This is a genomic window from uncultured Porphyromonas sp., assembly GCF_938039215.1.
Lineage (GTDB): Bacteria > Bacteroidota > Bacteroidia > Bacteroidales > Porphyromonadaceae > Porphyromonas.
The window spans coordinates 1-14139 of the sequence record NZ_CALHVI010000040.1; the positions used below are offsets into that span (position 1 = coordinate 1).

12 protein-coding genes and 1 tRNA gene are annotated in these 14139 nt (G+C 53.5%); 12 read left to right on the forward strand and 1 reads right to left on the reverse strand.

The window, feature by feature from the left end:
• The first annotated feature begins 247 nt into the window (after positions 1 to 247).
• The 12 genes from pncB (at position 248) to Q0336_RS05605 (ending at position 11995) form a co-directional block, all read left to right on the forward strand.
• Positions 248 to 1435 (forward strand): nicotinate phosphoribosyltransferase, encoded by a 1188-nt coding sequence (pncB, locus tag Q0336_RS05550; protein WP_298526484.1) that lies wholly within the window; start codon positions 248 to 250, stop codon positions 1433 to 1435.
• 1 nt (position 1436) lies between these two features.
• Complete coding sequence (locus Q0336_RS05555) at positions 1437 to 2078, forward strand: nicotinate-nucleotide adenylyltransferase (RefSeq protein ID WP_298526486.1); 642 nt, start codon at positions 1437 to 1439, stop codon at positions 2076 to 2078.
• On the forward strand, positions 2075 to 3145 hold the full coding sequence (locus Q0336_RS05560) for an agmatine deiminase family protein (RefSeq protein ID WP_298526488.1): 1071 nt from the start codon (positions 2075 to 2077) through the stop codon (positions 3143 to 3145). The genes Q0336_RS05555 and Q0336_RS05560 overlap by 4 nt, the downstream gene beginning before the upstream one ends.
• Positions 3145 to 4035: a carbon-nitrogen hydrolase gene (locus Q0336_RS05565; RefSeq protein ID WP_298526490.1), complete on the forward strand. Its 891-nt coding sequence runs from the start codon at positions 3145 to 3147 to the stop codon at positions 4033 to 4035. The genes Q0336_RS05560 and Q0336_RS05565 overlap by 1 nt, the downstream gene beginning before the upstream one ends.
• A 160-nt stretch (positions 4036 to 4195) precedes the next feature.
• On the forward strand, positions 4196 to 5476 hold the full coding sequence (eno, locus tag Q0336_RS05570; protein ID WP_298526492.1) for a phosphopyruvate hydratase: 1281 nt from the start codon (positions 4196 to 4198) through the stop codon (positions 5474 to 5476).
• Positions 5477 to 5780: 304 nt separating this feature from the next.
• Positions 5781 to 6470, forward strand: coding sequence for a rhomboid family intramembrane serine protease (locus Q0336_RS05575; RefSeq protein ID WP_298526494.1), 690 nt, complete (start codon positions 5781 to 5783; stop codon positions 6468 to 6470).
• A 7-nt stretch (positions 6471 to 6477) separates the two neighbouring features.
• Positions 6478 to 7263: a rhomboid family intramembrane serine protease gene (locus Q0336_RS05580; protein ID WP_298526495.1), complete on the forward strand. Its 786-nt coding sequence runs from the start codon at positions 6478 to 6480 to the stop codon at positions 7261 to 7263.
• Positions 7264 to 7287: 24 nt separating this feature from the next.
• Positions 7288 to 8418, forward strand: a complete 1131-nt coding sequence (locus Q0336_RS05585; protein ID WP_298526497.1) for an endonuclease/exonuclease/phosphatase family protein — start codon at positions 7288 to 7290, stop codon at positions 8416 to 8418.
• A gap of 17 nt (positions 8419 to 8435) precedes the next feature.
• Positions 8436 to 9824, forward strand: a complete 1389-nt coding sequence (locus Q0336_RS05590; RefSeq protein WP_298526499.1) for a polysaccharide deacetylase family protein — start codon at positions 8436 to 8438, stop codon at positions 9822 to 9824.
• 38 nt (positions 9825 to 9862) lie between these two features.
• Complete coding sequence (locus Q0336_RS05595) at positions 9863 to 10939, forward strand: bifunctional 3-deoxy-7-phosphoheptulonate synthase/chorismate mutase type II (protein ID WP_298526501.1); 1077 nt, start codon at positions 9863 to 9865, stop codon at positions 10937 to 10939.
• Positions 10936 to 11340 carry a 2-amino-4-hydroxy-6-hydroxymethyldihydropteridine diphosphokinase gene (locus Q0336_RS05600; protein WP_298526503.1) on the forward strand — a complete coding sequence of 135 codons (405 nt, stop codon included), beginning with the start codon at positions 10936 to 10938 and terminating at the stop codon, positions 11338 to 11340. The genes Q0336_RS05595 and Q0336_RS05600 overlap by 4 nt, the downstream gene beginning before the upstream one ends.
• Positions 11341 to 11912: 572 nt before the next feature.
• Positions 11913 to 11995, forward strand: a tRNA-Leu gene (locus Q0336_RS05605).
• A gap of 707 nt (positions 11996 to 12702) precedes the next feature.
• Here Q0336_RS05605 and purB read toward each other — a convergent pair.
• Positions 12703 to 14043: an adenylosuccinate lyase gene (gene purB / locus Q0336_RS05610; RefSeq protein ID WP_298526505.1), complete on the reverse strand. Its 1341-nt coding sequence runs from the start codon at positions 14041 to 14043 to the stop codon at positions 12703 to 12705.
• Positions 14044 to 14139 lie beyond the last annotated feature (96 nt).

Below are 14139 nucleotides of genomic sequence, written 5' to 3' on the forward strand. Positions count from 1 at the left end.
GTAGGTCGCCTTGACGACCCACGGTAGGTCGTCGATGCGACCCACAGTAGGTTTTTGGAGCGACCTACCGTAGGTCTCTTTTTTGCCCCTCCAGCGAGCCTCCTCCGAAGGGTTGTAGAGCGTGGCATCTTTCCATTGCCTCATAGGCGGGTTGATGGGGGTGGCTGAGTCACTAGTTTGGGTTATCTTTGCCTCATAATGCTCCCACCGAACGAGGAGCCTTCTTCACCTTAAGTGACAATAGACTATGCCGATCATCCAGAGTGTCCTAGACACTGACCTCTATAAGTTCACTACGAGCTACGCTTATTCTAAGCTCTACCCACGTGCCTACGGGCAGTTTCGCTTCATTGATCGGGGAAAGACCCGCTATCCCAAGGGCTTTGCAGATGCTCTGAAGAAGGAGCTTCAGGCGATGTCCGAACTCGCCTTGACGAAGGATGAGGCGAACTTCCTCTCCCGTGAGCTCCCTTACCTTCCCCCGACCTATATCGACTTTGTCCGAGGCTTCCGCTTCGATCCCGAGGAGCTACAGGTCACTCAAGACGAAGAAGGGTACCTCTCCATCGTCGCAGAGGGGTTGCTCTATCGTGTGACGCTGTGGGAGACTCCCATCCTCGCACTCGTGAGCGAACTTTACTACCAGATCATGGGCCAGCAGCCCGATCTAGCTTATACGGAGGAGACGATCATCCGCAAGGCAAAGCAACTGTCCGAGGCGAATATCACCTTCTCGATGTTCGGCATGCGTCGACGCTTCAGTGCGGCGATTGAGGATCTAGTGACGAAGCTGCTGAAGGAGCATTCGGGAGACAACTTCTTCGGCACGAGTAATGTCTACTTTGCCTATAAGCATGGTCTTCGAGTCTCGGGGACGCATCCTCATGAATGGATCCAGTTCCATGGGGCGATGTTTGGCTACAAGATGGCTAACTATATGGCGATGGAGGACTGGATCAATGTCTACGACGGTGACCTAGGGACGGTGCTGACCGATACCTATACGACAGATGTCTTCATGCGCAACTTCAGTAAGAAGCACGCTATGCTCTTCACCAGCCTGCGCCATGATAGTGGTGACCCTCTGTCCTTCACCGAGAAGGTCATCACCCGCTACCGAGAGCTCCGAGTAGATCCTACCATCAAGTACATCATCTTCTCTGATAGCCTTGACCCCGAGCGTGCCATCGAGATCGCTAACTACTGTAAGGGGCGTATCGGTGCTAGCTTCGGTATCGGTACCAACCTCTCCAACGATGTGGGCAATGGTGTCCGTCCGATGAATATCGTCATGAAGCTCTGGAAGTGTAAGATGACGGAGAAGGAACGCTGGCATCCCTGTGTTAAGCTAAGCGACGTGGATGGCAAGCATACGGGTGAGCCCGAAGAGATCGAGCTCGCACAGCGTACCCTTGGCCTCCCCGTCAATATCTAGCTTGTCTACACAATTAGTGACGAAGATCTTGCCTCGGGAAGTCTGCCTATACTTCGGCTCATTCAACCCGCTGCACAGAGCGCATCAGCGACTCATCCGCTATGCCCTCGAGAGTCTGCCCTGCCAAGAGGTGTGGCTGGTGCTTAGCCCAGTAAATCCGCTGAAGTCACTAGCCTCTCAGCTCCCTTTTACGTGGCGTGCCGACTACATCCGCAGGGCCATCGCCGATGAGCCCCGACTGAGACTGGTGACCCTTGAGGACATCCTTCCCTCACCGCACTATACCGTCCATACGCTGCGAGCCCTGCGCTTGTTGCATCCTGACTGTCGCTTCTCGCTCTTCATCGGAAGTGACAATCTCCAGCTCCTAAAGCGCTGGTATGACTACGAGCGTCTGCTCGCTACGACTCCACTGCATGTCTATCCCCGTCCAGGCTATGACATCCATCCCGAGGATCTTGCTCGTCTAGGTGGCGATATCCATCTACATCCCGAAGCTCCGCAGATGCTCCTCGCTGCTACGGGGCTTCGTGAGGCTGCACTTGCAGGCCTCGACCGAAGTGCTGAGACTGCTGTCCCTAGCCTCTGGGAAGAGCTAAGAGCACAACTCATCCAATTAGACCTCCGAAATAAGAACAAATGAATATAGCCCCTGAAGTTACCCTGATCCCCGAGTGGGCCGAGCAAGATCTCGTCCTCCTCTCTTGGCCCAATGCTGATATGGACTGGGTCTCCCGTCTGCCCGAGATCGAAGCCTGCTACCGTGGCATCGCTGAAGCTATCCTAGAGTGGGAGGATCTCTTGATCCTCGCTAAGGATACAGAGCATGTCCGCCAGTTCCTCGGCGACAAACCTCGTAAGCATCAGCTCTTCCTCCTCGAGATGGAGTGCAATGATACTTGGTGCCGTGACTATGCGCCCCTCTCGCTCCACTACCACGAAGCAGACGGTATGCTACGCCCACTGATCGTAGACTTTACCTTCAATGGCTGGGGGATGAAGTTCGCCGCAGACCGAGATAACCTCGTCTCGCGTGCCCTCTACCTCTCTCGAGCCTTCTCCTCAGATGTCTCCTATGTCAATGCCCTAAGCATCGTCTTCGAAGGTGGGGGTATCGAGTCTGATGGACAGGGGACGCTCCTCACGACGGAGAGTGTCGTCGTCGAGCCTAACCGCAATGCGGGAGTCGACGAAGAAGTCCTGCGCACCCACCTCTCTGAGATCTTGGGCGGAAAGCGTCTCCTTGCACTAGAGAATGGTGAGCTGGAAGGGGATGATACCGATGGGCACATTGATACGCTTGCTCGCTTCCTCTCGCCCGAGATGATCGCTTATGTCGGGTGCGATGATGAGCGTGATAGCCATTACCATGCTCTTCGCAGAATGCGTGAGGAGCTGGAGAACTTCCGTACCTTCGAGGATAAACCCTACCAGCTCGTGGAGCTCCCTCTGCCCCCTGCGATCTACGACGAAGAAGGCGAGCGTCTCCCTGCGACCTATGCCAACTTCCTCTTCGTCAATGGGGCACTGCTCGTCCCAACCTATGGTGTACCTTCGGATGAAGTGGCTCTAGAGCGCCTGCGCAAGGCCTTGCCCGAGCACACTATCGTAGGTGTAGATAGTCGTGCCCTGATCTACCAGCATGGGAGCTTGCATTGTGCTACGATGCAGTTCCCCAAGGGATTTATCAATAAGAATAAGTGGAACTAATGAACGAGAAGCGTATCCTAAAGGTTGGCCTCATTCAGCAGGCTAACACTGCCGACCATACCGACAATAAGACTCGCCTAAAGGCAGCCATCCGCAAGGCTGCTGAGCAGGGAGCAGAGCTGGTAGTCCTACAGGAGCTACACAACGGACTCTACTTCTGCCAGACGGAGGATGTCCATGTCTTCGATGAGGCGGAGCCTATCCCAGGCCCCAGCACGGAAGAGTTTGGAGCTTTAGCTAAAGAGCTTGGTATCGTCCTCGTTCTTTCCCTCTTCGAGCGTCGTGCTCCTGGCCTCTACCACAATACCGCCGTGGTGCTGGAGAAGGACGGCACGATCGCTGGGAAGTACCGCAAGATGCACATCCCCGATGATCCAGCCTATTATGAGAAGTTCTACTTCACCCCAGGTGATCTAGGCTTTGAGCCCATAGAGACCTCTGTCGGTACGCTGGGGATACTCGTCTGCTGGGATCAGTGGTATCCAGAGGCCGCACGACTCATGGCTCTGGCAGGTGCTGAGCTCCTCATCTATCCCACAGCTATTGGTTATGAGAGTAGTGACGAAGAGCAGGAGCAGACCCGACAGAGCGATGCTTGGCAGCTCGTACAGCGTGGACATGCCGTGGCTAATGGTCTGCCCGTCATCACGGTCAATCGTGTCGGTCATGAGGAGGATCCTTCGGGTCAGACTCGAGGTATTCGCTTCTGGGGAAGGAGCTTTGTCGCAGGGCCCCAAGGAGAGCTACTCTGCGAGCTAGGACAGGAGGAAACGATCCAGGTCGTCCCAGTCAACCTCACCCGTAGTGAGTCGGTACGTCGCTGGTGGCCCTTCCTCCGAGATCGCCGTATAGATGCCTTCTCTGACCTGACGAAGCGCTACCGTAAATAAGCCGAAGTATCAAGCTTCTTGTCAAGGAAAAATACCTTTGTCGATGAGGCTCGACCTATTCCCTTATTCCACAGAGAATAAAATAGAATAGGTCTGATATATTCGTCGTATCTTTGTGCAGAAAGTATAATCAGATAGATTTGCTAATTCAAACTAGTTTATGGAAATTATCAAGATCGTCGGGCGTGAGATCCTCGACTCTCGTGGCAACCCCACAGTAGAAGTAGACGTACACCTTGCTTGTGGTATCATCGGCCGTGCGGCTGTACCCAGCGGTGCCTCAACTGGTGAAAACGAAGCCCTCGAGCTCCGTGACGGAGACAAGGGACGCTACCTCGGTAAGGGTGTCCTCAAGGCTGTAGAGAACATCAACAACGTGATCGCTCCTGAGCTCTATGGTATGAGCGTGCTCAACCAGCGTGAGATCGACCTGAAGATGATCGCACTTGATGGTACCAAGACCAAGAGCAACCTCGGTGCTAACGCTATCCTTGGTGTATCTCTCGCTGTAGCTAAGGCTGCTGCTCAGTACCTCGACATCCCTCTCTACCGCTACATCGGTGGCACGAACACCTTCGTACTGCCTGTCCCCATGATGAACATCATCAATGGTGGCTCTCACTCCGATGCTCCTATCGCATTCCAGGAATTCATGATTCGCCCTGTAGGTGCGGCTTCCTTCCGTGAAGGTCTCCGCATGGGTGCTGAAGTCTTCCACAGCCTCAAGAAGGTCCTCCACGAACGTGGCCTCAGCACGGCTGTAGGTGACGAAGGTGGTTTCGCTCCTGCCCTCCACGGCACGGAAGATGCTATCGAGTCTATCCTCAAGGCTGTCGAGAAGGCTGGCTACGTCCCTGGTAAGGACATCACCATCGCTATGGACTGCGCTTCCTCTGAGTTCTTCAAGGATGGCATCTACGACTACACGAAGTTCGAAGGCGAAAACGGTGTTAAGCGCACGATCGACGAGCAGGTTGAGTTCCTCAGCCAGCTTGTAGAGAAGTACCCAATCGATTCGATCGAAGACGGTATGGCTGAAAACGACTGGGAAGGTTGGAAGAAGCTCACCGACAAGCTCGGTAAGAAGATCCAGCTCGTAGGTGACGACCTCTTCGTAACGAATGTCGAATACCTCCGTCGTGGTATCGCTGAAGGCTGCGGTAACTCCATCCTCATCAAGGTTAACCAGATCGGTACGCTCACCGAAACTCTTGATGCGATCGACATGGCTCACCGTCATGGCTTCACGTCTGTCACCTCTCACCGCTCTGGTGAAACGGAAGACGCTACGATCGCTGACATCGCTGTTGCTACCAACTCAGGTCAGATCAAGACTGGCTCACTCAGCCGCACGGACCGTATGGCTAAGTACAACCAGCTTCTCCGTATCGAAGAAGAGCTTGGTGACCTCGCTGTCTACGGCTACAAGCGTATCAAGTAGTCCCTTCTTCTTAGGGTGATAGAGAAGAGCCTCACTTAGAGCTCTTACTACACACCTAATTACTTCGAGCCCTGCGGGATCCTCTTCCCGTAGGGCTCTCTTTATTGGGCCTTCTGGAGTCCTTCCCTCGGGGGATGGGGGCTCTTATCGTGTATGTCGGTGTGTATCTGAGCCCTCAAACCACGTCTAAGCGCTGGAGAATAGCTATCTTTGCGAGAACGGGGAGTATCAGAGTCGTGTGATTCATAGTAGCTCCTCTCTAAGACGATATACTCAACGCTACATCAATTAACAAGCAAGCATCATGCAGCAGTCTTCGTCAGCCTGGACTCGCTGGGCTCCTCCAGTGACTCGCAATCTGATCGTCATCAACCTCCTTATCTATATTACTTCTGTCCTGCTTCTCCGTCGTGGAATAGACCTAGCGGAGTACGGAGGTTTGCACTACTTCGGAGCCTCTAACTTCGAGGTCTGGCAACTGCTCACCTATCAGTTCTTGCACAGCACAGCCTCGATCGATCATGTGCTGTCGAATATGTTTGCTCTCTTCATGTTTGGCTCTAGTATCGAGTACTTCTGGGGAAGCAAGCGCTATCTGATCTACTATATCTTATGTGGAATCAGTGCGGGTCTGGTACAAGAACTCAGCTGGTACTACGAACTGCAGGAGGTGATGCGCTATGACTTTGTCCAGCTCTCGAGCGGACTTCTCTCAAGGGATGCCTTCTTGGGGATGCTCAATACCGTTGGGGCTTCTGGGGCTGTCTTCGGTATTCTCCTAGCCTCGGGCGTACTCTTCCCCAATTCGTATGTCCTTATAGGCTTTGCCATTCCACTAAAGATGAAGTACTTCGTCTTCCTCTATGGAGCCATTGAACTCTATATGGGTATTCACAATACGTGGGGACAGGTAGCTCACTTCGCTCACCTTGGTGGTATGATCGGTGGGGCTATACTCATCTATCTCTGGCGCAAGAAGGGGATCATTCGATAGACGACTGATGAACTGGCATAAGCTATACAAGGATTATTGGTTGGAGGGTAGTGTGGTCTTGCGCCTACTCATCCTGCATACCCTTGCCTATATCCTTTTGGGACTACTTTCCTGGGGTGCTACTCTCATCGCACCCTTGCGCTGGTGGGATCTTGGACTTCACCTCTCGTTCTATCCCGAGTGGGATAAGGTGCTTTCACAGCCTTGGAGCTTTGTGACCTACGCTCTGCCTCACTTCAACATCCTGCACTTCGTAAGTAACATGTGCTTGGTCTATGCCCTGCTCCCTACGATGGAAGGGTTTATTGGGGCTCGGCATTTCCTTTGGGCTTACTTTGGAGGGATCGTAGCTGGTGCCTTGGCCTATCTTTTAGGCTATCAGCTCCTCGGGGCAGAGTTCATCCTTCCTTTATCTCTTCAGGGTGCTTCTGCTGCTATCCTGAGCGTATGCGCTACGGGAATTACAGTCGATCACAAGGTTCTGTCCCTATTCACCCTACGCTTCAGTGGGAAGCGCATTCCTCCCATTGCCCTTTGGATCCTCCTCTTCTTTATCTTCTTCAGTGCAGGGCGGAGCAACTTAGGCGGGCATCTGGCGCATCTTGGTGGGCTTCTCTTCGGTGTAGGCTGCGGACTCTACTATCGTCACAAGGCAAAACATCTACAGAGCTCTGTCACTACCGATCTGGATAGCCTGCTCAAGAAGATCCGACACTCGGGCATCCATAGCCTTAGCCCTACTGAGCGTCGCATCCTCATGCAGCATACGAGCTCCACCCAAGACAAGAACTAAATCTCCGCCCTCGGCTAGTAAATAATGAAGCTTCGTGCACTCTTCACCATCAGCTCACGTATAGCACGGATCCTCCTCCTTGTGGGGACGCTCTTTGTCTCTGGAGCCTATCTCCTAGGGGCTTACTCTGGGTATGTCCCTCCGGTGACATGGATCATCCCTGCCTTCCTCGGACTGTTCTTCCCGATCTTGCTGATCGCACAGATTGTAGTCAGTATCTTCTGGCTTCTGGCTTGGGATAAGCGTAGGCTACTACTCATCGCTACGGTATGGCTCATCTCCTTACCCCAGCTCCTCGTTTACTTCCCGATCAGCAGGGCTGAGAAGAGCTTGGGCACAGAAGAAGAGTCGCTGCGCATCCTCTCCTACAATGTCTGCGCCTTCGGCTTCAAGCCCCACACGAAGACGAGTCCTAATGCCACGCTGCAGTACATCAAGAGCAGTGGGGCTGATATCGTCTGCATCCAGGAAGCGATGCTCAATCAGAATCCTTGGGCTGGTGTCGTGACCAAGACGCTAAGGAGCTATCTGGATGAGGACTATCCGTACATCAATGTGATCCGTGTCAATCGTGGCGGAAGTACACTAGCGCTACTGTCAAAGTATCCGATCAAGGAAGCCAAGGAGATCCCTTTGCCCTCTTGGGTCAATGGAGCGGTAGCCTACAAGGTGGATATCCGAGGCAAGGAGACGCTGATCATCAATGTGCATCTCGAGTCCTTCCGCCTGCGTCGTGTCGATGGGGAGGACTATCTTCGTCTAGCTAAGGAAGGTGAAGCCATCCGCCTGAAGGACGCTCTAGGGGCTAAGCTCAGCCCGACCTTCCGCTCGCACAATATCCAAGCTAATATCATCCATGAGCTCATACAGAACTATGGCTCAGGGCGAGTCATCGTCTGTGGTGACTTCAATGATACTCCGCTCTCCTATGCACGATACAAGATCGGAGAAGGGCTAGAAGATGCCTTCGTCAGCAAAGGCAATGGGCTTGGGATCACCTTCCACACGTCCCCCTTCTTTGTGCGTATCGACCACATCCTCTTTGGCCCAGCCTTCAGGGCACTGCGCTGCGAAGTCGACAAGACGGCATCGGAGTCCGATCACTATCCTATAGAGGCTGTCTTGACGACCTCTGGGATCGATGATCCGAACTAACTATCCCCTTTCCCGCCATGCTTAGCAAGAAGATACGGCAGTACCTCATCGACTTCCTCGTCGGTCCTCTCTGGCTTCAGAGTGAGGGCGAAGACCGCTATCAGCGGCGCTTCGATGCCATCGGATATACGGATGACCCAGAGGAGATGAAGCTCTTCCCGATCGTCATCATCCCCTCGGGCTTCTTCAAGCGGGAGTACTACGGTACCCCCCGCACGCTCCCAGAGCTTCCTCTCTCCGAATGGCGAGGGATCCCAATTCTTTTCGGTGAGCCCCGAGAGGAGTGGAATGAAGAGCGTACTCAGCTCATCATCCACGCAGATATCATTGCCTCGGCCTACTTCCTCGTCTCACGCTATGAGGAGATGTGTCGTCGGAGTGAGCGTGACGATCACGGGCGTTTCTTGGGCAAGAATTCCCTTCCTTATCGGGCGGGCTTCCTACATCGCCCCATTGTCGATGAGTATGGCGAGGCACTCCGCTCTATACTGCTCGATTCGGGGATCGCTGAGCGCTACCGTCTGCGCATGGAGGAGCGTCCCAAGACCTTCTCTAAAGTGAATCTCACGCATGACCTAGCACGTCCCTACAATTATAGGGGCTTGCGTAGCTTCCTCCGTGCTTGGATCAAGGAGAAGAAGTCTCTGATAGAAGCGTTTCGCTTGAGCTTCTCGGCAGACGTTGAGGATGACTACTATACCTACCCTAAGTTCCTCAAATGGGATCGAGAGCTGTGTGACAAGTTGGGAGAGGATCGAGGGCAGATCATGCTCTTCATCCGAATGCCCTCGCGTCACCCCTTGGATAAGCCCCTCTACAATCCTCGTTCGCCCTATATACGACGTGTCCTCGCCGTCGGGACTAAGTACAAGGCTCGCATAGCGCTCCAGTGTAGCTATGCTGCGGGGCATCGAGCTGAGCGGATCAAGCAGGAGCGCATGCTCTTTGAGAAGATCTTCCATCAGAAGCCCCGTGGGCTCAGACACAACAAGCTCACCTCTTGTGAACCCGAAGATCTCCTGCAAGCCTATTTCTCGGGCTTCCGCAATGACTACACGATGGGCTATGCTGATGTCGTAGGCTTTCGCCTTGGGACTTGTCGCCCTGTGAAGTTCATCAACCCCAACACCCGCCTTTTGACTGAGCTCATCCTTCACCCGCTCATCCTAAGAGATCTCACGCTCAGCGATCCAAGATATATGGCGCTGGAGCATGCTGAGGCTGAAGCCATAGCGAGTGACCTGATCCGTACTACTGCCCGCTACAATGGCGAGCTCAATCTTCTCTGGCACAACGATCTCCTCTCCCCTCAAGCCCATCCGTGGCACTCGGTCCTCTACCGCTCCATCCTTCGCCTCATCGAGGAATTAGGGAGTGAGCCTCACTCTCTCGCCTCTCATCCTTAGGAGTACACTCCGTCCTAAGTTCTCCCTCTATCCCCTTCATGCAAGCCTCTCCATTCCGTCCTCTTACACTTCGCTATCCTTCTTCCTTCCCTTACTTGGTCTTCGCTGGTCCCTGCAGTGCCGAGACGGAGGAGCAGACCTATGCCACGGCCAAGGCGCTGCGGGCAGGAGGAGTCCGCTTCTTCCGTGCAAGTCTCTGGAAGCCACGCACACGTCCTGGTTCCTTCGAGGGGGTAGGGCAAGCGGGCTTGCCTTGGCTTCGACGCATCGAGGAAGAGTTGGGGATGCAGGTGGCTACTGAGGTAGCTTCGGCCACGCATGTAGAGGAAGCCTTGAAGGCTGGACTTGATACCTTCTGGATCGGAGCACGTACGACGACGAGCCCCTTCGCTGTCGCAGAGCTTGCAGAGGCTGTCTCTGGTCGGGATGTGACACTACTGGTGAAGAATCCTCTTAACCCCGATGTCGAGCTTTGGGAAGGAGCTCTACTCCGTCTCAAGAGCGCAGGGGTCGATCGGATCGCTGCTATTCATCGAGGCTTCAGTACCTACGGGAAGGGTTTCTACCGCAATGCTCCTCTCTGGCAGATCCCCATCGAGCTACGTCGCAGACATCCAGCCCTGACGATCCTCGTTGATCCTAGTCATATCTCCGGTAGGAGAGACCTCGTCCCCCTAGTGAGCCGTATGGGGCTCGAGATGAACTTCTCAGGACTGATGATCGAGACCCATCTCCAGCCAGACGAGGCTTGGAGTGACGCATCGCAGCAGTTGACTCCCGAGGCGCTCTTCCTGCTACTTTCAGAGCAGGATATTCGCCCTGCCTCCCTTGCTGATAGTACTCGTCTCTTAGGGCTTCGCAAGGAGATCGACGAGCTGGATAAGAAGCTTCTCCTTCTACTGCAAGAGCGGATGAAGGTATCTGAACGCATCGGAGCGATCAAGGCCGAGGGGCATCTCCCGATCGTGCAGCCTGAGCGCTATCGCTCTCTCATCGAAGATCGACTAGAGCAGGGACGACTGCTTGGCTTAGACGAAGGCTTCCTAAGAGAGCTCTTCAGCTCCATCCATGAAGCCTCCGTTCACACCCAACATACCGATACTAAGCGACCATGAAGCTCCACCGCTTTGTCTTGACACTCGGCTCCAATAGTCAGCCTCGACAGCGACTAGCCTTCGTTCAGAGGGAATTAGGGCTGCTTGCTCTGGAGCGTCTCACTTTCTCTCCAGCTCGTGAGTCTGCGCCCGTCTGCTTCGGACTCTCGGATGCTCTCTTCACCGACATAGTCTCGGTGGGGGAGACCCACCTCTCGCAGCAGGAATTCACTTCACTCCTCAAGGATCTTGAATACCGAGCAGGGCGCACACCCGAGCAGCGACGCTTATCCCCCGCCGAGATCCCAGTGGACATTGATCTCATCGCGTGGGATCATCAAGTGCTCAAGCCGCAGGACCTCACTCGTCCCTACCTTATCCAAGGGCTACAAGACCTCGGAGAGTCACTCCTTCCCGAGTAAGACCAATCTTTCTCCCTCCATAGGAATTACTTTCACCAGCGATACCCATTCTTTATAAGAAAGGATGGGTGTTTTCGGTATTTAAGCGCCCTCGCTCCTTAGGAACGAGGGCCCTATTTCCTGAGATGCAATTGCCCTTGGTAGGCGGTATTGGCTAGCTTTCTTTCCACATCCGTTTTCGCTTGGAATTCATTTGGACCCTTTGTCTGGGCCTTGGTGGTGCATCCTCTTATGCTTAATCATATTGAGTGATATTGCATAAAACGAGGGAGCAGTAGTGCCTCTCTGGAGGTACTACTTGTGCTTCATCAGAGGGGATACTAGTGCCTCCAGAGTAGTGATAGGGGCAGGGAGATGCGCCCCGCTGAAGTGCATATATCTCCCAGCTATTTTCCCCGAACTCATCAAACCTTTGTTCCCTCTGTCTCTGGTGGGGAAGAGATGGGCTTTCACGCAGGATAGTCCATCTGTGCGAGCAGCTTAGGGGGCTGGTAATTGCTCATATAGGGATTTTGAGCTACTTTTGCAGGCAAGTCGAGTGCACTCTACTTAGGTAAGTGCCTCGTGAGGTCGCCCAGATGGTGGAATGGTAGACACGAGGGACTTAAAATCCCTTGACCTATAGGTTGTGTGGGTTCGAGCCCCACTCTGGGTACAACCGACTAGTACAGCCTCTCTGTAAATCAAAAGATTACAGAGAGGTTGTTTTCGTTAGCGGACGATTTTTGGGATGATAATGAATGGATCTCCCTTGCGTATGAGCCCCAAGCCTAATCGCTTGGGGCTCGTGCGTGAGGGGGAGTTCGCTCCTCAAAGAAAGGAGTGCCTTCTTCTTCGGAAATAGTTAGCAGAGAAAGAACAGAAATCGATGCTTGTAGAGACAAATGTGGGACTTGGGGAGATATTTCAGAGGTAGCCTGAAAAATTTTTCTGAGGCAACCCTTCTTTTTTCTTACTTGTGAAAAGTTGTTTTCTCTAGAGCGATAATCCCTCCCAAACCCTTATGATAAGCGGAATTTGAGAGCAGAGATCGAAGCTGCTCTCTCTTCAGGAGAAGGAGAAATTGGGAGTGAGCACCCGAAAAATCACTACCGAATTAGTAGAAATGTATAGAAGTGTTTGGTAGTATGAAAATATGTCGTATCTTTGTAGTGTGTTTTTCATGGTATTAGATTTAAGGTTAACAGAGAATAGGGGCTGTCGGGAGACAGTCCCTATTTGCTTGATATCCCCTAGGGTAGTGTAGGGGCTTATGACCCACAAAAGAAGGCTCCCAGAGAGCTAGCTATTAGCTAGTTCCCTGGGAGCCTTTCTTGTGGATGGGCGGGACGGTATGGCTCGCCCTGAGCTGTTAAAGGGGAATTAGAGCCCCGTGTAGTTGTGTGGGGAGATGCGGTGCATTTCTTCCTTGATCACATCGCTGACACCGAGGCTTTCGATGAAGTCGTAGATGGACTTCTCTGTGATCGCCGTGTTGGTGCGGGTCAGTTCCTTGAGCGCTTCATAAGGCTTGGGGTAGCCTTCACGGCGAAGGATCGTCTGAAGTGCTTCTGCCACGACAGCCCAGTTGTGCTCGAGGTCACGGTAGAGTGCCTCCTTATTGAGAAGCACCTTCCCAAGCCCCTTGCGAAGGCTCTTCAGAGCGATCATGCTGTGCGCTAGGGGCACACCTACATTGCGAAGGACAGTGGAGTCCGTGAGGTCACGCTGCAGACGTGAGATGGGAAGCTTACGAGCGAGGAAACCATAGATCGAGTTAGCGAGCCCTAGATTTCCCTCAGCATTCTCGAAGTCAATGGGGTTGACCTTGTGGGGCATCGCCGAGGAGCCTACTTCGCCTGCACGGATCTGTTGCTTGAAGTAATCCATCGAGATATACATCCAGAAGTCTCGAGCCAGGTCGATGAGGATGACATTGATGCGGGTGAGCACGTCGAAGAGAGCTGCCAGCTGGTCGTAGTTGGAGATCTGCGTGGTGAAGGCCTCACGTTCCAGACCAAGGCTCCGAACGAACTCTGCTGCGAAGCGCTTCCAGTCATGCTGGGGATAGGCTACCACGTGTGCGTTGAAGTTCCCCGTAGCGCCACCGAACTTCGCCGTATGAGGGATATTCTCTAGCGTCTTGAGCTGCTCTTGTAGGCGGTAGACATAGACTTCGATCTCCTTGCCCAGGCGAGTAGGAGAGGCGGGCTGACCATGCGTACGAGCGAGCATAGAGACATCCTTCCATTCGTTGGCATAGAACTGCAGTTGGTCGATCAGACCACCGAACTCGGGGAGGAAGACACGCTCTACTGCCTCACGGATCATCAGCGGGAAGGCTGTGTTATTGATATCCTGCGAGGTGAGCCCGAAGTGGACGAACTCCTTCTCATCACTCAGCCCTAGAGCATCGAACTGCTCCTTGATATAGTACTCTACCGCCTTGACATCGTGGTTGGTGATTCGCTCGATCTCCTTGATCCGCTGAGCACCTTCGGTCGTGAGGCTGAGGTAGATATCATGAAGCCGATCTCTACGACCACCGCTTAGGATACCTCTGAGATGAGGGAGCTCTTCGCAGAGGGCAATGAAGTAGAGGATCTCTACCCGCACGCGATAGCGGATGAGAGCTTCCTCAGAGAAGTACTGGGCTAAAGCCTCTGCTTGCCCGCGGTAGCGACCATCAATAGGAGAGATGGCCTGAAGCGAATCGAACTGCATGATTGCTGAATGATGGAAGTTGAGATGAATGGGGGAGAAAAGTGAAGCGAAGCACCCTGTCTCAAGAGCTTTGAGTGGAGAGTGCTTCGCTTATGC

Excerpts from the sequence above, each read along its gene's own strand:
- pncB (WP_298526484.1), top strand. The coding sequence starts at position 248 with ATGCCGATCATCCAGAGTGTCCTAGACACTGACCTCTATAAGTTCACT.
- Q0336_RS05560 (WP_298526488.1), top strand. The coding sequence starts at position 2,075 with ATGAATATAGCCCCTGAAGTTACCCTGATCCCCGAGTGGGCCGAGCAA.
- Q0336_RS05565 (WP_298526490.1), top strand. The coding sequence starts at position 3,145 with ATGAACGAGAAGCGTATCCTAAAGGTTGGCCTCATTCAGCAGGCTAAC.
- eno (WP_298526492.1), top strand. The coding sequence starts at position 4,196 with ATGGAAATTATCAAGATCGTCGGGCGTGAGATCCTCGACTCTCGTGGC.
- Q0336_RS05575 (WP_298526494.1), top strand. The coding sequence starts at position 5,781 with ATGCAGCAGTCTTCGTCAGCCTGGACTCGCTGGGCTCCTCCAGTGACT.
- Q0336_RS05580 (WP_298526495.1), top strand. The coding sequence starts at position 6,478 with ATGAACTGGCATAAGCTATACAAGGATTATTGGTTGGAGGGTAGTGTG.
- Q0336_RS05585 (WP_298526497.1), top strand. The coding sequence starts at position 7,288 with ATGAAGCTTCGTGCACTCTTCACCATCAGCTCACGTATAGCACGGATC.
- Q0336_RS05590 (WP_298526499.1), top strand. The coding sequence starts at position 8,436 with ATGCTTAGCAAGAAGATACGGCAGTACCTCATCGACTTCCTCGTCGGT.
- Q0336_RS05595 (WP_298526501.1), top strand. The coding sequence starts at position 9,863 with ATGCAAGCCTCTCCATTCCGTCCTCTTACACTTCGCTATCCTTCTTCC.
- Q0336_RS05600 (WP_298526503.1), top strand. The coding sequence starts at position 10,936 with ATGAAGCTCCACCGCTTTGTCTTGACACTCGGCTCCAATAGTCAGCCT.
- purB (WP_298526505.1), bottom strand. The coding sequence starts at position 14,043 with ATGCAGTTCGATTCGCTTCAGGCCATCTCTCCTATTGATGGTCGCTAC.